This window comes from Ereboglobus sp. PH5-5 (assembly GCF_029504805.1).
GTDB lineage: Bacteria > Verrucomicrobiota > Verrucomicrobiia > Opitutales > Opitutaceae > Ereboglobus.
In genome coordinates, this window is the sequence record NZ_JAQFIT010000011.1 from 41,344 (window position 1) to 59,094 (window position 17,751).

General features: G+C 60.6%; 15 protein-coding genes. 4 read left to right on the plus strand and 11 right to left on the minus strand.

Translation table 11 applies throughout. The annotated features are described in order from the left end of the window. Position 1: 1 nt before the first annotated feature. The 5 genes from M2103_RS08595 to M2103_RS08615 form a co-directional block, all read right to left on the minus strand. The gene (locus M2103_RS08595; RefSeq protein ID WP_277509977.1) at positions 2 to 1,249 is read right to left on the minus strand and encodes an MFS transporter; all 1,248 of its coding nucleotides are present in this window, start codon (positions 1,247 to 1,249) and stop codon (positions 2 to 4) included. 210 nt (positions 1,250 to 1,459) lie between these two features. After that, positions 1,460 to 2,845: an FAD-dependent oxidoreductase gene (locus M2103_RS08600; RefSeq protein ID WP_277509978.1), complete on the minus strand. Its 1,386-nt coding sequence runs from the start codon at positions 2,843 to 2,845 to the stop codon at positions 1,460 to 1,462. Between the two features lie 22 nt (positions 2,846 to 2,867). After that, entirely contained in the window at positions 2,868 to 4,535 is a 1,668-nt protein-coding gene (locus tag M2103_RS08605) for a ribulokinase (RefSeq protein WP_277509979.1), read from the minus strand. 41 nt (positions 4,536 to 4,576) lie between these two features. Next, a complete protein-coding gene (locus M2103_RS08610) occupies positions 4,577 to 5,248 on the minus strand; it encodes a ribulose-phosphate 3-epimerase (RefSeq protein ID WP_277509980.1) in 672 nt (223 codons plus the stop codon). A gap of 35 nt (positions 5,249 to 5,283) precedes the next feature. After that, the gene (locus tag M2103_RS08615) at positions 5,284 to 6,315 is read right to left on the minus strand and encodes a galactitol-1-phosphate 5-dehydrogenase (RefSeq protein ID WP_277509981.1); all 1,032 of its coding nucleotides are present in this window, start codon (positions 6,313 to 6,315) and stop codon (positions 5,284 to 5,286) included. A gap of 287 nt (positions 6,316 to 6,602) precedes the next feature. On the opposite strand from M2103_RS08615, the gene M2103_RS08620 reads away from it, so the two are divergent. After that, entirely contained in the window at positions 6,603 to 7,640 is a 1,038-nt protein-coding gene (locus M2103_RS08620) for a LacI family DNA-binding transcriptional regulator (RefSeq protein ID WP_277509982.1), read from the plus strand. A 136-nt stretch (positions 7,641 to 7,776) separates the two neighbouring features. After that, the gene (locus tag M2103_RS08625; protein ID WP_277509983.1) at positions 7,777 to 8,523 is read left to right on the plus strand and encodes a phosphatase PAP2 family protein; all 747 of its coding nucleotides are present in this window, start codon (positions 7,777 to 7,779) and stop codon (positions 8,521 to 8,523) included. A gap of 145 nt (positions 8,524 to 8,668) precedes the next feature. Here the strand turns inward: M2103_RS08625 and rlmN are convergent, their stop codons facing one another. The 6 genes from rlmN to M2103_RS08655 all read right to left on the minus strand — a co-directional run bounded on the left by rlmN (position 8,669) and on the right by M2103_RS08655 (position 14,649). Continuing rightward, positions 8,669 to 9,781, minus strand: coding sequence for a 23S rRNA (adenine(2503)-C(2))-methyltransferase RlmN (rlmN, locus tag M2103_RS08630; protein ID WP_277509984.1), 1,113 nt, complete (start codon positions 9,779 to 9,781; stop codon positions 8,669 to 8,671). 28 nt (positions 9,782 to 9,809) lie between these two features. Further along, positions 9,810 to 10,703 carry a DUF1266 domain-containing protein gene (locus M2103_RS08635; protein ID WP_277509985.1) on the minus strand — a complete coding sequence of 298 codons (894 nt, stop codon included), beginning with the start codon at positions 10,701 to 10,703 and terminating at the stop codon, positions 9,810 to 9,812. A 111-nt stretch (positions 10,704 to 10,814) separates the two neighbouring features. Beyond that, positions 10,815 to 11,969 carry a sialidase family protein gene (locus tag M2103_RS08640; protein ID WP_277509986.1) on the minus strand — a complete coding sequence of 385 codons (1,155 nt, stop codon included), beginning with the start codon at positions 11,967 to 11,969 and terminating at the stop codon, positions 10,815 to 10,817. 211 nt (positions 11,970 to 12,180) lie between these two features. Beyond that, complete coding sequence (locus M2103_RS08645; protein WP_277509987.1) at positions 12,181 to 13,188, minus strand: glycoside hydrolase family 43 protein; 1,008 nt, start codon at positions 13,186 to 13,188, stop codon at positions 12,181 to 12,183. Positions 13,189 to 13,285: 97 nt separating this feature from the next. After that, entirely contained in the window at positions 13,286 to 13,912 is a 627-nt protein-coding gene (locus M2103_RS08650) for an aquaporin (protein WP_192881134.1), read from the minus strand. Positions 13,913 to 14,118: 206 nt separating this feature from the next. Further along, on the minus strand, positions 14,119 to 14,649 hold the full coding sequence (locus tag M2103_RS08655) for a gamma carbonic anhydrase family protein (protein WP_277509988.1): 531 nt from the start codon (positions 14,647 to 14,649) through the stop codon (positions 14,119 to 14,121). Positions 14,650 to 14,811: 162 nt separating this feature from the next. Here M2103_RS08655 and M2103_RS08660 point away from each other — a divergent pair, with 162 nt between their 5' ends. Both M2103_RS08660 and lpxI read left to right on the plus strand, forming a co-directional pair. Further along, positions 14,812 to 16,422, plus strand: coding sequence for a DegQ family serine endoprotease (locus M2103_RS08660; protein WP_277509989.1), 1,611 nt, complete (start codon positions 14,812 to 14,814; stop codon positions 16,420 to 16,422). 211 nt (positions 16,423 to 16,633) lie between these two features. Continuing rightward, positions 16,634 to 17,476 carry a UDP-2,3-diacylglucosamine diphosphatase LpxI gene (gene lpxI / locus M2103_RS08665; protein WP_277509990.1) on the plus strand — a complete coding sequence of 281 codons (843 nt, stop codon included), beginning with the start codon at positions 16,634 to 16,636 and terminating at the stop codon, positions 17,474 to 17,476. Positions 17,477 to 17,751 lie beyond the last annotated feature (275 nt).

Consider the following 17,751-nt stretch of genomic DNA (forward strand, 5'->3'; position numbering starts at 1 on the left):
ACTAACGCGCGGACGGCGGGTTTTCTTTTCGCGCCATTGTCCAAAGCACGGCAACGGCAACCAAGTGAAGTCCGCCCATGACGGCGAAGATGGGAACGGGGCCGACCGTATCAAGCGCGCGTCCTACGAAGAGATTGAAGATCACGGAGCCGAGGGCGCCAAAGCCTGCCGAGATGCCAAGCACTCCGCTGACGTTGCGCGTGGGAAAGGTCTCGGTCAGGATGACGGGGACGTTGAAAAGCCAGCTCAGGCAGATGGCGCACACGACGCTGAATATGGCGATGACAACAACGGGGCTGGCGATGTGCGGGGTGAACGCGAAGACCGGCATGACGATGGCCATGACGGTAAGGAGGACTTTGCGGGCGCGAAGCGGCGCCATGCCGGAGCGCACCATGAAGTCGGAGACAATGCCGCTGCCGATGCCGCCAAGCGCGGCAAAGAGAAACGGAATCCATCCGAACATGCCAACTTGCTGCTCGCTTAGGCCGGCGGACTTGAGGTAGCCGGGAAGCCAGAAAAGGCAGAAATACCAGACGGGATCGCTGATGAAGCGAATGAGAATGACGCCCCAGAGCGTGCGGGTTTTCCAGAGTTGCGGCCAGGTGAACGCGGTGCCTTTCGCGGCGGAAGCCTCGCCGGTGTTTTCGGCGAGCACATCCGCGGGCGGGTTGCGGTAAAAGGCAAACCACAGGACCGCCACGACAATACCGAGCACACCGGGAACGAGAAACGCGGCGCGCCAATCGTAGGTTTCCTTGAGGCCGACGAGGAGCGGAGCGGCGATGACCATGCCGATCGTGCCGCCGGCAACGCAAAGGCTGTTGGCCGTCGCGCGAAGTTTCTTGGGAAACCATTCCGTGACGGCGCGGAGCTGCGCGGCGTAGGCCATCGGCTCGGCGGCGCCAAGGACGGCGCGGCAGGCGCCAAACGTCCAGGCAACGCGAGTGAACACCGCCGCGATGCAGGCGGATGACCAGACCAGAATGCCGCCAAACATAAACCGCCGGACGCCGTCGCCGTGTCCGAATCGGTCAATAAGCCAGCCGGAAACGGGATACATGATGGCGTAAAAGAAAATAAACACGTTGGCGATCAGCGCGTAACCGAAATTATCGAGGCCAAACATCGTCTGGATTTCATCCTTGAGGAAGGAGATGGTTACCCGGTCGATGTAGTTGAGCACCATCGCCGCGAATATGATCGCGACAATAATCCAGCGGCGGAGCGAGGGTTTTAGAAAGGGCATAAAATTGGGCAACGATTGAGTTTTGCAGTTTATATTAAATCGGTCTCCGTTGTTTTCGGATTGCGCGCTACACGAGTTTTCATGAATGGGCTAAATGGCGTTGGGATGAGTCCGGCGGGATACTAAGCGGAGGCAGGAGAATTGGCTCCTGTCCGAGCCCAAGGCAGGGCATAATAAAAAAGCGGTCAATATTTTATCTTGAATGAATATTCACGGGGCCAACGGGCGCAGGTATGCGCCTTTTTCGAGGAGCTCCTTTTGAACTTCCGCAACATTCACGCCGGATGGTTTCATGCCCCCGCGCAAGGCGATCCTTGCCGCCCGCCCCGCCGCCTCGCCCAACGCCATGCAGGTGGACATAACGCGGGTGGACGCCATCGCCTCGTGACTCATCGAGGAGCAGCGCCCGGCGACCAGCAGGTTTTCCACAGTTGCCGGAAGCAGCGAGCGGTAGGGAATGTCGTAGCTGTCCGCGCAAAACTCCATCGTGCAATCCGCGCCCTTGGCGTGGTGGATGTCAACCGGGTAGCCCGCCACCGCAATCGCGTCGTCGAAGCGGCGGCAGTTCACGATGTCGTCGCTCGTGAGGATGTATTTTCCGACGATGACGCGGCTTTCGCGGATGCCGAGGAAGGGCGCGGTTTTCTCAGGCCGGGCGTTTTCAAAACCGGGCACGTATTTTTTCAGGTATCGGACGAGTTCCTTGTTTTGTTTGCGCGCCTCGATTTCGCCAAAGGTGCTGCTGACCGGGTCGGTGGAGTCCACGCCGCTCACGCGCGACATGTTCACCCAGATTTCGTCGTCGCCCAGGCCGGTGATCAATATGGTTCGTGCCACGGAAATTTTGAGACCGTCGGCAAGGGCCTGCTTGATTTTTCCACGCAAGCCCACGGTTATGAATTTGCCCTCCCTAAACTGCTCGGGCGGCATCACGTCCATGTCGTATTCCCCGGGATGGTTGACGATGGCGTCGCGGAGTTTTTGAGTTTCAACACCGCGCATGCAGAACATTAGCGTGGGCGGCTGCATGCCGCCGTCACTGTCCCCCTTGCGGCATTCGACACCCGCGCGGAAGGCAACATCGGCGTCACCGGTGCAGTCGATAATCACCTTTGCCATGATCGCCTCGCGGCCCGCCTTGCTCTCGATGATGACGCCTTTGATTTCGTTTCCATCCATGATCGCGTCCACACACAGGGCATACATCAGCACCTCAACGCCCGCGTCCGCCATCGTTTGAAGGGCGACGGATTTTGCCTCCTCCGAGTCGATGATCGTCAGGCTCATGTGATTTTTGCAGGGCTTGTGTTCGCTGGCCGCGCCGCGCTCGCGCAGACGGTCGATAAATTTTTGCGGCAGGCCCTTGATGACCTGCTCGCCCTTGCAATTGAGGAAGGCCAGGATGGGCAGGCCGATTGTCAGGTTGCCGCCAAGAAAGCTCCGGCTTTCGAGCAGCATCACGCTCAGCCCCTCGCCGGCGGCGGCTTGCGCCGCCATGATTCCGGCGGGGCCGCCGCCGACAACGAGGACGTCCACCGAGCGGCGCACGGGAGTTTCACGCGCGGGTTCGCGCAGGGTTTTCGCTTTGTTTTCCATAATGTTTTTCGGGAGGTTGGTTTTAGTTTTTTGCCAGGGTTCTCGTGAATGCGTCAGCCGTCTTGTATCGCTCGTAGCCGCGAAGATGGCCGCGGTGTTTGAGCATGTCCGGCCGGTAAACGGTGACGGCGGGTTTGCAGAGTATTTTTTGCGCGGCGGCCACGCTGCCATGGACGCCCGCAACGACGGACGCAAACACCGCCGCGCCCAGGGCGCAGGTGTGGGGGCAGCCTGTCACGCGGATTTCGCGCCCCAGCACATCGGAGAGCGTTTGCATGACGAAGGGGGATTTTTGCGAGATGCCGCCGGCGGCGACCAGGTGGTCGATTTCCAGGTTGTTGGCGGCGAGGTGATCGACGATGGCCCTTGTCGCAAAGGCTGTCGCCTCGACGAGCGCGCGGTAGAGTTGCGGCGCGGTCGAGGAAAGCCGCAGTCCCGTGATGCCGCCGGACAAGGCTGCGTCGGGCGCGGGGCTGCGGCGTCCGTTCAGCCAGTCGGTGGCGAAGGGCGCGTTTTCGCCGGGCGTGGTTGCGGCGGCGGCGTCCAGTTCGCGGAGAATGTTGGCGCGGATTTCGGCGATGAGTTTTTGCGCGGTGTCCGCGTCGAGCAGTTTGCTTTTGGCGAGTATTTCCGTGAGCGGATAGGCAAGCAGATCCCGGAACCATGCATAGACATCCCCGAACGCGGAGAGGCCCGTTTCGATTCCGACAAGTCCGGGAATGATGAGGCTGTGCGCCTGTCCGTGGACGCCCTCGACAAACCTGTCGCCAAGGACAGCGGGCGGCACAACCGTCATGCAGCAGGCGGAGGTTCCCAGGTTGAGAACCAGCATTTTATCGACGACGCCCGCGCCAACCGCGCCGGAGTGCGAGTCAACATTTCCGACGCCGATTTTTATGCCCTCCGGAAGCGCGAGGCGCGCGGCCCATTCGGGCGAAAGGGCGCCGGCGGCATGGTCGCAGGTGTAATTTTTTTCGCCGAGGCGGCTGACGAATTCCGGCAGGCTCGGATCGAGGCGGGCGAAGAACGCCGACGGCGGGTAGCCGTTCCATTTTTCCGACCACAGCCATTTTCCGGCCATCGTGCAGCGGCTTCTTTTCAGTTCGTTGATGTCGCTGATTCCCGCAAGGAGCGCGGGGATGAAATCGCAAAGTTCAATGGCCGAGCGCGCGTCTTTTTTGAGCGCGGGTTCCTCGCGGAAAATGTGCGTTATCTTGGACCAGAAATTTTCGGCTGAGTAGTGGCTGCCGGATTGGCGCGCGTAGTTGACCGGGCCCGCCGAGCAAAGGGCGGTGATTTCGGCGGCCTCTTTTTCCCCCGTGTGATCCTTCCACAGGACAAACATCGCGTTGGGGTTTTCGGCATACTCCGGACGCAGGGCGAGCGGACGGCACTCAGCGTCCACAAGGCAGGGGGTGCTCGCCGTGGTGTCCACGCAGATCGCCCTCACATGCCCCGCGATTTCGGGATGCCTTTTCGTGAGCGTTCCGATGACGCTTTCCACGCCCTCAATGTAATCCAGCGGATGCTGGCGAAACTGTGTTTTTTGCGCGTCGCAATACATTCCCCCTCCCCAGCGCGGGTAGTTGAAAACAGTGGAGTCAACCTCCCCGCCGGTGAGCGCGTTCACCAGCAGCGCGCGAACGGAGTCCGTTCCGAAATCCATTCCTATGACGTGGGGGTCGATCATGGTTTTTACTTTTTGGGGAAAGCGTGGGCGGGAGGTTTTGTTTATAATGTGATGGCTTTTCTAAAAAGCGGTATTGTTTCCTCCAAGCGCCGCCCCTCGCGGTAGATGCCCGCGGTGCCGCCGACAAATATATCCGCGCCCATCTCCGCCATCATTTTGGCGCGCTCGACGCTCACGCTGCCGTCCACGCTGATCATGATATTGCCACGGCCTTTCTTCGCAAAATAAGCGCGGGCCTCGACGACCTTGTCCATGATGCCCTCGATCAAGGTGCCGCGGGCGAACCCGGGGCTTACGAGCATGAGGATGACAACATCGGCGAGCGGCAGGACTCCCGCGAGCGCCCCGACCGGCGTTTCCGGATCGACGGCGATGCCGAACAAGGCGCCGGCCCGCCTCACTTTTTGGCTCATGGCGGCGATGCCTCGAATGCCGCCCTCGGTGTGGACTGAAACGATGTCGCCTTTGCGGATATCGAGCTTGGCAATGATGTCCGCCGGGTGCCGCACCATCAGGTGGATGTCCAGCGGGAGATCGGTCGCCCTGTGCATGGCGCTCACGAAATCGAGCCCGAAGGTGAGGTTGGGGACGAAATGCCCGTCCGTGATGTCAACATGCAGGTAGTCAACACCGCACGCCTCCAGCGTTTTAATCTCCCGCCCAAGGTGCAGGAGATCGCCGCACATTATGGATACGGATATTTTTTTTGCCATGGTTGTGTTTTTTGAAAATGCGCGCCGTTCTTTTCTCAGGGTTTGAACAGCACTTTGTTGCAGGCCAGTTTTTTGCCCGCGATGTCGTTGAAGATGCGCTCGCCCTCATCGAGCGACGGCGTGTGGCTTATCAAGGGGGCGACGATCAATTTTCGATCCATCATTTCAAGCACCACGGACCAATCGTCATCGGGGCGCGGGACCACCTTGCTGTTCCAGGTGCCGTATATGCGCAGCTCCTTGCGGAGAATCTGCGAGAAGTCCTTGTCCCCGACCTCAAAGGTGCCGCGGATATTGCCCATGAACACCACCTGTCCCCCGCGTCCCGCGGAGCGAAGGGCGTTGAGAAAAGTGACGGGAAGGCCGACGGCCTCCACGACGATTTTGGCGCCTTCGCCGCCGGTGATGGAGGCGATTCTTTCAACCGGATCGCATTCGGCGCTGTTGAGCGCGACGAAGCCCATGCTTTCCGCCAGGTCGAGTTTCGCGCGGTCCACATCGACCACGATCACCGGATCGCAACCGGCGATCCTGAGCCATTGGGCGGTCATGTTTCCGATGGGGCCGCAGCCGTAAACCACCGCGCTTGAGCCGACGCTTATTTCGGCGCGGCGCACGCCGTGAAGCGCGACAGCCGCCGGCTCGGTCATCGCCGCGTGCGACAAATTCACATGGTCGGGAACGCGGAACAGGTTTTCCTCGGGGATGGCGACATACTCCGCAAAACCGCCGTCGCGGCGCGAACCGTAATAATCGTAATCGGAACACTGAGCGAAATCCCCCGTCTGGCACGCGGCGCACTGCTTGCAGGGAATGAGCGGAAAACCCGCCACGGGGTCGCCCGGCTTGTATTTGCCCCCGGGAAACGATTTCTCAACCACGCCGGAAAACTCATGCCCCATGACGAGCGGATAGTGGTAGGCCTTGCCGCCGAAACCCCGGTCGATGTCCGACCCGCAAATGCCGCAGGCATGAACTTTCACGAGAACCTCGCCCTGTTTGGGCTCGGGCATGGCGACCTCCGAGTATTTGAGAACCTTGTCTTCCAGCAATACGAGCGCTTTCATTTTTTTTAGTGCGGATTGATTTGAGGTTTTGTTTGCGAAGTTCGGGGAAACATTTGGGTTTGCGGCGGAAAAGTCTCGCGAAAACGACGAATGGCTTTGCCTGCGATTAACTGTCACGGGCGCGGTCTTTTCGTCGATAACGAAGTTGCTGAATTCGTTGAGTCAACCCAGCGCCCAAGCGGCGGCAGCCACGACGGGCCGCCGCCGGCTCTTGGCGCGGCAATTCCCTCATCCCCGTCTCTTGACAATAATCCGCCCCCGGAAAAAACTCGCGCGTGTCTGGAATCATGAGGGTAACCATTGCGGATGTGGCCAAGGCCGCGGGCTTGAGCGCCAGCGGAACTTCCTACGCACTGCGCGGGCATCCGAGCATTCCGCCGGCGACAGTGGCGCGCGTCCGGCGCGTGGCTGAAAAGCTTGGTTACAAACCCGACCTGCGCATCAGCTCGCTCATGGCAAACGTCCGGCGGGGACGCGGCCTTGGAAAAGGGGAAACCATCGCGCTGGTGTGGATGAACACACCGAAAGACCTCTCGAAATTGCCCGAAAACTGGCACCAGGCGGGAAAGAATTTCCTGCTCGGCGTGACGCGAAGGGCGGAGCAAGTCGGCTGCGCGGTTGACCAATTCTGGCTCTCCGACAAGGAGGGCATGCGACCGGAACGCCTGCACCGGATACTGGTTTCGCGCGGCATCTCCGGCCTTGTGTTCGCGGCGGTAAAGGGCGGCGCGCGCGTCGCGCTGGACTGGGATTGGAGCCCCTTCGCCGCCGCGGTTATCGGCCACACGGAATTCCCCCTGCCCATGAACCGCTCGGCGCATTTTCATTACCGAAGCGTGCGGTGCCTTCTCGCGAAACTTCACGCGGAGGGCTGCCGGCACCCCGTCGTCATTCTCAATCCCGACTCGCAGGAACGCACGCACTCAATGCAACTGGCGGCGGTTCTCACAGGCCATCCCGACCGCGCAAACGCCGCGAAGCATGTCGTCTATGCGCGCCCGGACGAGCTTCCCCTCATGGGAAAATGGCAGAGGGAAAAGGCGGATTCGCTGGTGGTCGGCTGGCAACTTTCCCGCGCGGACGCGGACGCGCTGCGGGAAATGGCGCCACACGCGCGAAGAGTCGTGACACTGGAATGGCATCCGCGCGGCGTGCTCCCGGGCATCGATCCGCTCAACGAAAAAATCGCCTCCAACGCGCTCGACCTCGTGGTGACGCAACTGCAGCACAACGAACTCGGAATCACCGCCAACCCCGCAACCATGCTGCTCGAAGGCGTCTGGGTCGAGCAGCCGGACCGCGCGCGCCAAGGACGCAGGGCCTGATATTTTCCCCGGCACCAAACGGATCCAAACAGGCACACCCGCGACCGCCCGTGTGATTCGTTGACACAACCTCGCATTGGTTGCGTATTTTGTCCGAACAAACAACCACACCTCACCCTTGGCACCGCACACACCAATGAGAAAAACTCCCGTCATAACAGCAACAATCGCGCTCCTCCTCGCCGCCACGCTCGGCGCCGCGGAACAACCATTTCTCACGACAGACCCCGCTGCAATCATCGCGATGGTTCCGCCGCCGCCGGCCAACGATTCCCCCGCGGGAATGGCCGACCTTGAAACCGTGCTTCAAGTGCAGAAAGACCGCACCCCCGCGCAAGCCGCGCGCGCCGAGCGCGTCAGCGCCCACGACAGCCTCTCGATGGGCGCGCAAGTTTTCGGCCCCGCGTTCAACGAAAAAAACCTGCCGCGCACCATCGCCATTCTGACAAAGGCCACCAACGAACGCCGCCCGGTTGTCCACGCCTCCAAAAGACAATGGAACCGCACCCGCCCCTACGATCGCGGCCTTGGTGTCGAGCCCTGCGTGAAAAGGCAGGACAACACCTCGTATCCCAGCGGACACTCCGCGGCGAGCGCGCTCTGGGCGGTGTTGCTCGGCAAGGCGATGCCCGAATACGAAATCCTTTTCATGGACGACGTGCGCGAAACCATGTGGTGTCGCGTGATCGGCGGTGTGCATTATCCGTCGGACACACAGGCGGGCAAACTCATCGGAACTATTATAGCCAACGAAATGCTGCGCAACAAACAGACCCGGGACGCGATCAAGGAAATGCGCGACGAGCTGCTGGATTTTCTGAAAAAAAATCCCGACGCCAAAAAAAGAGCGCAGACACTTCTCGAAAAAACAGCATCCAAATAATGTTTTTTGGGGAAATCGGCGGTTTCGGAGGTTCGAGCGCCAGCGACAGTCTGCCAACCGCCCTACCCTTGGCTGCACAGGAGGGATTAAACTTTTTTCCGAGCGGCATGGCCGCGGATTCGCCAATCCATCGGGCGCGGGCGCGCTACAACCGCTGATCCCGCTCCTTTTCCGTCCGCAGGCGCAATTGGCCGCAGGCGGCGTCGATGTCGTGGCCTTTTTCGCGGCGCAATGTCACCGATATCCGGGCGTTGCGCAGCACGTCGGCGAAACGCTCCTGACGATTGTTGCTCGGACGTTTCCACGGCAGCCCTTCGACGGTGTTGTAGGGAATCAGGTTCACATGCGCGTGCAGGTCGAGCGCGATGTCGCGCAACTTTTCCGCCTGCTCAAACGAGTCATTCACGTCCGCGATCAGGATGAATTCCAGCGTGATCATGCGTCCGTGTTTTTCGGAAAACGCCTTCACCGCGGGCAAAAGTTTCGCGAGCGGATAGGCCTTGTTCACAGGCATGATTTTTTCGCGAACCTCGTCGGTCGCCCCGTGCAACGAAACGGCGAGGCGAAACCCGAGCGGCTCGTCGGCAAGTTTCAGGATTTTCGGAACCAGCCCGCTCGTCGAAACCGTGATGCGGCGCGCGCCGAAACCAAGCCCCCAGTCGGCGTTGACGATGGTGAGCGCGCGCATGAGCGCGTCGTAGTTGGCAAGCGGCTCGCCCATGCCCATGACGACGATGTTGTCGAACGAGGCGAGCTCCGCATGCGCGCGCGGCGTGAGCGCGTCCTCGCGATAACAAACCTGCAAAAGTTGCGCGACGATTTCGCCGGCGGTGAGATCGCGCTTGAGCCCGGCGAGCCCGCTCGCGCAAAACACACAGGCCATCGCGCAACCGACTTGGGTTGAAACGCAGATTGTTTTGCGCGAGTGATCGACGCCCACGCCATCCTGCGGCGCGCGGATGATGACGGTTTCGATGAGCGATTTGTCCCCGAGCTCGAGCAGGAGCTTGTCGGTCACGTCGGCGGACTGGCGCCCGAGCACGAGCGCGGCGGGCATGAGTTCGAACGTGTCCGCGAGCCAGGCGCGGAGCGGCTTGGAAAGGTTGGTCATCGCATCCCAGGAACGGACGCGCTTTTTATACAGCCATTCGAGGATTTGCCTGGCGCGAAACGCCGGCTCGCCGCGCTCCTTGAGGCGGTCGGAGAGCGTTTCGAGCGTTTCGCCGGTGAGCGGCGGCTTGGCGGGCGTGTGTTTCATGCGGCAAACAACTGTCTGCGCTGCACCGTCACCACTCAATCGTCACCCACGGACTTTTGGGATCGCTCAAGAGGACGTCCATGTTGGCCTTCATCAGTTCGTAGGTGTCGTCGCCAGTCCAGACATAACGGGCAAATTGGTAGGCGACCGACATTTCCTTCCACGAACCATACGCGGCGCGAATTTTTGCGGCGGCGTCCATGATCGAGGCGAGCGCCTCCTCGCGCTCCAGATAACCGGCGTCGAAACCGGCGCGCGAAATGTTTATGATGCGGGCAAAATCCCACACCATCATGTCGGGCACTTTTTTCTCGGAGCTGATCAGCCCGTCCTCGACAAACTGCTCAAGTCCGTCGCGAAGATTGCGGAGGCGTTCGACCGCAACATCCTCGTCCATCACACCCGCGAGGTCCTCGCGGAGGTAGCGTTTGCCTTCCTTGGCGTCCAAAATCGTGTAAGCCTGCGCGATGATTTTAAACTGTCCGCGATGCCCTGTTTTTTGAAGGCGCGCGATGGTTTCGAGCATTTCCTCGCGCCCGTCGATATCCCACCACTGGGAAAGAAGCTGGCGGCAGTTTTTTTTGCCGAGGCCCGTGGGAAGGTCGTTGAGATATTGGTCGTTGAGCATGCACAGATCCGCGCCGCAAGCCACGGCGCGCTGCTCGTCCGGCGTGAGCGTGGTTTTGTCGGAAAGCGTGATTTCGGAGCCCCCGGTCTCGTCGTCGTCGCCATCGCCGTCGCCGAAAAGCTCGTTGAACTGCTGCATGTTTTGCGTGAACTGGGAGATATTCTGGTTCCACTGCGACGCCGCGTTCATCGAGGCCGCGAATTGCTGCTTGTAGGCCTCGATCATTTCGTCGGTAAGGCCCATGGCCTTGAGTTGCTTGAGATAGGCGTCGAGTTGCTGTTCCTGGGGAGTCATCGTTAAAAGGAGTGCTGTTTTTCTATATGATGTGAAAAAATGAGCGGCTCGCCCCCGTTATGTCAATGCACGCGCTGGTTTGCCGCCCGGCGCACTCCTCGTGCGTTGACTTCACTTAATATCATCCAATGAGAATCGCGCGAAGACGATGCGCCGATAGGACTGCTTGCGGGTCTTGCCGCCTGCCTCGTAGAGACAGCCGGCCTCATTGTCCGAAAGCGAAACAAGGCACGAATACGCGGCGGACTCCCCTCGCAAGGCCAATGAACGCGGCCATGTCGCCCCGTCGTCCTCGCTCAGGCGCACCGTCATGTTTTCGCGGGCGGTTTTTGACGCGGGATTGGAGAACAGCATGACGCCGGGTTTCTTGCCTTTCGGCCAACTGTGGCGCAATACGCTCGCCTGGCAGCGCGGCTCGACAAGCGCGGGCGCGTCGACCGGCCCGGTCCATGTCACGCCGCCGTCCCTGCTGCGCGCAACCGCCCGGCAGCCGTTATCAAAATACGAGCGCATGTTCATCTCAAGCGAACCGGCGGGCGAGGCGAGCTCGACCACCTGGCACTCGTTCATCTTGGGTTGAATTACGCCGCCGAGCTTCCACGTCTTTCCGTGGTCGTCGGAGTAAATGCTGTGCGAACCGTATTCATACGGGCCTCCGCGCAAATTGCCCTGCGGATCATCGTAGCTGTGCACGCAGGGAATGACGAGTCGCCCCCTGTTCGGGCCGCGCGCGATTTGGATGCCGACGCCGGGACCGGTCGCATACCAGCCCCACGACGGATTTTTGAGCGTGGACGTGAGATCCACCGGCTTCGACCACGCGCGCCCGCCGTCGCGCGAGTTCATCACCCACACCGTGCGCGTGCTCGCGGCGCGCTTGTGGATTATGTCCACCTCGCGATCAGTCCCGAGGTTGTGCGTGCTGAAAAGCCAGATGACACCCGTGTCGCCATCGACCACGGCGCAGGGATTACCGCAAGTGTTGCCGGCATCATCCCAGATCACGCTCGCGGAGCTCCATGTGCGGCCGTTGTCGCTGGAACGCTTCACCAACAAATCGATGTCGCCGGCGTCGCCCTTGCCGCCCTTGCGCCCCTCGGCGAAAGCGAGCAAGTCACCGTCCGCAATGCGCACGATGGACGGTATTCTATACGTGTGATAACCGTCGCGGCCGGAAACAAAAACATCGGTAGTTTCAACAGCGGCATTCGCGATTCCGGATGTCATTATTATCAAGCCAAGGAGTGTGATGGTGAGGTTTCGCATGATGATATTAGGTTCAATAATTGGCGTGAAATTGCATGTATTAAGCCCGTGTTCGATAAAACGAATCGGGGCGTGAACGAGGGCGCTAAGCAACCTCACAAGGCAACTGTTTTTACCTCGTGGAAAAGCTTTCACGGAAGGTATTTTCGCCAAACCATGAGCGCGACGCCGTGCTCCCCGCGAGGCAAGTTGCCAGGCGGCGCGCCAGGCCTCACGGCAGAATCAACGGTGCCCGCGGCGGCGGACGCCTCATGGCAAGATCGGTTGAGCGCAACTTGTCGATGAGGGCTGCGGGCACCTCAATCACTGTGCCGTGGCGCACCCCGGAGGGCAGCGAGATTTTGTCGGTCACATCCTCCCACGTTTTCATATCGCGCGAACGCATCGCGCCGTAGTGTTTTTCACGATACACGTCGAAATACACAAGCACCTCGCCTTCGCGCCCGACAAACGCCGCCGGCCCCTCAACCCAATCGCGAGTGAACGGGGCCGCGGGCGGCGCGACAAAGGGCCCCGTGGAGTGCGCGCCGGTCGCAATGCGCAAATGTTTTTTCGGAGGCGTCACGGTTTCATCCTTCACGATGAGATGCCAAAGTCCGCCAAACTTGATGAGCGTGCCGTCAATCACACTGAAGCCCGGCTCGTAGAGCAATTGCGCGGGCGGGAAGCTTTTGAAATCGGTCGTGGTCGTGTAATAGAGACGATGGTTGTATTTGTTTTCCGATGTCCCGGCGGTTTCGGGGAAACGACCCTCGACAGTCGATGACCAATAGATGACAAACCGCCCCGCCTCGTCGTCGTAAATGATTTCGGGCGCCCAGCAGTTGCGCGTGCCGTCGATGCCCGCCATGACTGGAATCGCCTCCTGTTCCGACCATGTGAGAAAATCGCGCGTCGATGCGTGACCGATTGTCCGTCCGTCCCATGAAGTCGTCCACACCATGTGATAAACGCCGTCGGGGCCGCGCGCCACACAAGGATCGCGCATGAGCTTCGACTCGCCGACACGGGGTTTCAGGTAACTCGCGCCCGATCCGAGGGCGTTCCACTTGTAGCCGTCACCGCTCCAGGCGAGGTGCAGGCCGCTTTTGCCGTTGCCGGTAAAATAAGTGAAAAGATAGGCGGTTTGCGGCGAATCGGAATTGCGCGGCGTCGCACACGCTGCGAACCCAAACACCAGCGATGCGAACAGGAGGGTGGTTGCAATGAAACGCGTCATGATTTGGGGATTATCCGCCAACCATGATTTTTCCAAATGAAAAAAGCCGGACGAAACACGTCCGGCTTTCGAAGCAAATTGAGGATTGCGAGCAAACTCAGTCGTTGCCGTTGACAATCTTGTAGGTGAGCGCCGCGACCGCGCCGCCGACGAGGTCGGTGACGATGTAGAGCACGAGCATCGCGAGATTGGCCTTGCCCATCGCGAACACGCCGAGGCCGACCGCCGGGTTGAACGCGCCGCCGGAAATGCCGCCGACCGAAATCGCGCAGACAAAAACCGTGAAGCCGATCGCCAGCCCGTAAAACGAGTTGCCCGCAGTGCCCTTGGACGTGGCGGTGTTGAGCACCACCCAGACAAGCGCGAACGTGCCGATGAACTCGGCGATAATGCACGGAACGACCTTCTCAATGCCGCCGCCCACCCCGAGGCTCAAGCTCGCGTCGACCGCGAGGCAAACAACAATCGCCGCCACGACCGCAGCCGCGAATTGCGCGATCCAGTAGGGCACGACATCCTTCGCCTCACATTTGCCGCGCAGGAAAACGCCGAGCGTCACCGCCGGGTTGTAATGGCCGCCGGAAATATGGCCGCCGGCATAAACCATGACCATGAGCGCGGAGCCGATGGCAAGCGCGCCAAGGACGGGGCCTTGGTTGACGACCATGCCGACGGTGAACACCAGAAAAAAGGTGCCGATGAATTCAACAATGAGTTTTTTCATAATAGTATGTGATGGAATTAGGATGTGTCGCTACCCGCCCCAGGGCGAATAACATGAACGGAAAAATTGAAGCCCGCGAAAAAAGGCAACACGCAAAAATTTTGCACACAATCTTTTTAACCGGTGCCAGCATGCGCTCATTGCGCGCATCCGCCCGCAAAAACGGACGCTCCGGCACAACTTACCGCCTTTTCACGATTCGCACATTATTTTTTCGCAGCCGCCGCGTGCGCGGCGGAAACATGCACATACTTTTCAGCCCAGCCCTTGAGCCTCGCCTGCTCCTCCTCGCTGAGCGGGCGCACGACCTTTGCCGGCGCGCCAAGCACCATCGAGCCCGGTGGGATCACCGTGCGCGGCGTCACCACCGCGCCCGCACCCACAATGCTCCGCGCCCCCACCCTCGCGCCGTCGAGCACCGTCGCGCCCATGCCGATCAAGCACTCGTCCTCAATCGTGCACGCATGGATGATCGCGCCGTGGCCCACGGTCACCCAGTCGCCGATGATCGCGTCGAGATCGTCCGCCAAGTGCACCACGCAGTTGTCCTGAATGTTCGAGCCCTCGCCCACCACGATCCGCGCAATGTCGCCGCGCAACACCGCCCCGTAAAACACGCTGCTTTTGGGTCCGAGCGTGACATCGCCCACAACGGTCGCGTTGGCGGCGACCCAATTGGCGCTGGCTGTGTCGGGAGTTTTCGAGAGATGGGCTGCGAGACGATCGTGAACGGTCATGATTGTTGAAAATGTTACACGGAGACACTACTCCCAATCCCGCAAAAGCACACGGAAAATTACAAAAAAGTAAGCTTCACGAAAGTTATCCGAAAATAATTCGTGCGATAGTCGGGGCGAAACATTCCAAAAGACACATCCATTTTTCAAACATCCGCTCTTATGACAAACCACAACACGCAACCCGCCCATCACGCAAAAACCGCACGCCGCCCGTTCGCCCTCCTCGGCGGCAGCCTTGTCGCCGTGGCTGCGATCACGCTCTCGGCCGTCGCCTTCGCGAAACAGGACGAGAAACCGGGCGTCACAATGAAAGTTGACGCCACCCCGCTCACCCGCACCGCGCCCTCCGCCACCGAAAGCTACGCGCCCATCGTCAAGGAAGTCGCGCCCAGCGTCGTCAAGGTGCTCGTCACCGAACGCGCCAAAAACGTCCCTGTCGCCGACAATCCATTTTTCAGCGACCCGCGATTCCGCGATTTCTTCGGCCCATTTTTCGGACCGTATGGCGACGATGACGGCAGCGGAGGCAATCGCGGCAACAACCGCCGCGGCAGCCGCATGCAACGCCAGCCCGAGCAAACCGGCCTCGGCTCCGGCGTCATCGTCTCCGCCGACGGCTACGTGCTCACCAACGCGCACGTCGTCAACGGTGCCGACGAAATCAAAGTCTCCCTCAACGACGGGCGCGAATTAAAGGCCAAGGTCATCGGCACCGACCCGAAAACCGACATCGCGGTCATCAAGGTCGAGGCCACCGGCCTGCCCGCCGCCACCTTTGCCGACAGCGACCAACTCGAAGTCGGCGACCGCGTGCTCGCCATCGGCAATCCCTTCGGCATCGGCCAGACCGTCACCGCCGGCATGATCAGCGCCCTCGGACGCGGCGTCGGCATCATTGAGGACGGCCAGGGCTACGAAGATTTTATCCAAACCGACGCCTCCATCAACCCCGGCAACTCCGGCGGCGCGCTCACCGACATGAGCGGACGCGTCATCGGCATCAACACCGCCATCCTCTCCCGCTCCGGCGGTTTCCAGGGCATCGGCCTCGCCATTCCCTCCAACCTCGTCCGCAGCGTCATGGAGCAACTCGTCGCCAATGGCAAAGTCGTCCGCGGCTTCATCGGCGTCGCCGTGCAAAACCTCACGCCCGAAATGGCCGGGCAATTCAAACTCAAAAACGCCGACGGCGCGCTCGTCGCCGAGGTCACGCCCGACGGCCCCTCCTCGAAAATCGGCATTCAGCCCGGCGACATCATCACCGATTTCAACGGACGCGCAGTCAAGGACGGGCGCACGCTCCGCCTCGCCGTCGCCGCCGTCGCTCCCGGCACCAGCGCATCCATCACCGTGATGCGCGACGGCAAGCCCGAGCAACTCGCCATCGTCGTCGGCAACCAACCCGGCGAGAAATCCACATCCGGCGACAACGCGTCCGGCGACACCAAAACCGAGGATAACGGCACGCTCAACGGCGTCGGCGTGGCCGATCTCGACGCCCGCACCCGCCGCGCCTACGGCATTTCAAGCAACATCACCGGCGCGGTCATCACCGACGTCGATCCCGACTCGCCCGCCGCCGCCGCCGGCCTGCGCCCCGGCGACGTGATTCAGGAAATCAACCGCGAACCCGTCGCCAACGCCGACGAAGCCGTCAAACTCACCGAGAACCCGCCCTCGAAAAAGACGCTCCTCCGCGTCTGGAGCCGCGGCGGCACCCGCTTTGTCCTCGTTGACGAAACCGAATCTCCCGAAGCCTCGAAAAAATAAAACGAGGCGGCCCGAAACATAACCATCATACCACGTCCCGGCCTGCGCCAACGCAGACCGGGACGTTTTACTTTCGACCGCGGCGGCATCGCTCCACTTGAATCGACCCAAATCGGTTTAAGTCGAATTACATCGCGCCCTCCAATCGGGGACACACACCCGTTTCCAGCCTTGCCAGCGCGGCGGCGCGGGCATTACGCATTTGCCCATCGTGTTATCGCGCTTTCTTCCAGAAGATTTCGACACCGCCAAACCCATCACGCTCATCGCCGGCCAGGGGCGATACCCCGTGCTCGTCGCCGATGCGATACGACGGGCGGGCATACCGATCCGGCTGCTTGCATTTCATGAGGAAACACCGCCCGAGCTTTACGCCACCTTCCCCGACGCCGAGCGGCGCATGGTTTATGTCGGACAACTGGGCAAGGCGCTGCGCGCGCTGCGCGAGTTTGGCACCGGCTACGCGCTCATGGCGGGGCAGATCACGCCCAAGCGCCTCTTTGGCGGGCTGCACCCCGATTTGCTCGCAATCAAAATCCTCTTTTCGTTGAAACGCCGCAACGCGGAAACAATTTTTGGCGCGCTCGCCGCCGAAATCGAAAAAGCCGGCGTGCGCATGCTCGACGCCCGCTGCTTTCTGGACGAGCAACTCGCCTCGACAGGCGTCATGACCGGGGGAAGATTCCCCATCAACAACGAATACCTGGAGCACGGCATCCACATCGCGCGCGAATCCGCGCGCCTCGACATCGGCCAGGGCTGCGTCGTCCGCAAGGGCACCGTGCTCGCGGTCGAGGCGTTTGAGGGCACCGACGAAATGCTGCGCCGCGCGGGAACATTCAAGACTGACGGCACGCTCTTCGTGAAAACGGTCAAGGCCAACCAGGACTACCGGTTTGACGTGCCTGTTTTTGGACAGCGCACGCTCGAAGTGATGCGCGAATCCGGCCTGCACGCCGCCGCGCTCGAGGCGGGCCGCGTCATCATGCTCGACAAGCCAGCCGTGGTCGCGCAGGCCAAGGCGTGGGGCATCTCGCTCTGCGGGTTCGAGTGACCCCGGCCCCCTCGGCGCGGGTGAAATCCAACAACGTGCGCGCGATTTGCGCATATGAGGAAGTGATCGCACCAATCTAAAAAAATTGACCCATCCATTTGTTCGATGTTTTAAGTAAAAATCGTTGTATCCCCCTGCCCCGAAGGGGTATCCCCGCGCATCGCCGCACCTCGTTACTCCACGGCAACCCGAAGCATGTTTCACTGGCTGAAAATTCCTGAAAGGGCTTGACGGTCATTCGAGAATAAGGATTTCTCTAAAAATTATATGACCGA

Bases quoted from the DNA above. Each gene is read 5' to 3' on its own strand.
- M2103_RS08640 (WP_277509986.1), bottom strand. From the start codon at position 11,969: ATGCGAAACCTCACCATCACACTCCTTGGCTTGATAATAATGACATCC.
- M2103_RS08615 (WP_277509981.1), bottom strand. From the start codon at position 6,315: ATGAAAGCGCTCGTATTGCTGGAAGACAAGGTTCTCAAATACTCGGAG.
- M2103_RS08645 (WP_277509987.1), bottom strand. From the start codon at position 13,188: ATGACGCGTTTCATTGCAACCACCCTCCTGTTCGCATCGCTGGTGTTT.
- M2103_RS08620 (WP_277509982.1), top strand. From the start codon at position 6,603: ATGAGGGTAACCATTGCGGATGTGGCCAAGGCCGCGGGCTTGAGCGCC.
- M2103_RS08600 (WP_277509978.1), bottom strand. From the start codon at position 2,845: ATGGAAAACAAAGCGAAAACCCTGCGCGAACCCGCGCGTGAAACTCCC.
- M2103_RS08610 (WP_277509980.1), bottom strand. From the start codon at position 5,248: ATGGCAAAAAAAATATCCGTATCCATAATGTGCGGCGATCTCCTGCAC.
- rlmN (WP_277509984.1), bottom strand. From the start codon at position 9,781: ATGAAACACACGCCCGCCAAGCCGCCGCTCACCGGCGAAACGCTCGAA.
- M2103_RS08655 (WP_277509988.1), bottom strand. From the start codon at position 14,649: ATGACCGTTCACGATCGTCTCGCAGCCCATCTCTCGAAAACTCCCGAC.
- M2103_RS08625 (WP_277509983.1), top strand. From the start codon at position 7,777: ATGAGAAAAACTCCCGTCATAACAGCAACAATCGCGCTCCTCCTCGCC.
- M2103_RS08660 (WP_277509989.1), top strand. From the start codon at position 14,812: ATGACAAACCACAACACGCAACCCGCCCATCACGCAAAAACCGCACGC.
- M2103_RS08650 (WP_192881134.1), bottom strand. From the start codon at position 13,912: ATGAAAAAACTCATTGTTGAATTCATCGGCACCTTTTTTCTGGTGTTC.
- M2103_RS08595 (WP_277509977.1), bottom strand. From the start codon at position 1,249: ATGCCCTTTCTAAAACCCTCGCTCCGCCGCTGGATTATTGTCGCGATC.
- M2103_RS08605 (WP_277509979.1), bottom strand. From the start codon at position 4,535: ATGATCGACCCCCACGTCATAGGAATGGATTTCGGAACGGACTCCGTT.
- M2103_RS08635 (WP_277509985.1), bottom strand. From the start codon at position 10,703: ATGACTCCCCAGGAACAGCAACTCGACGCCTATCTCAAGCAACTCAAG.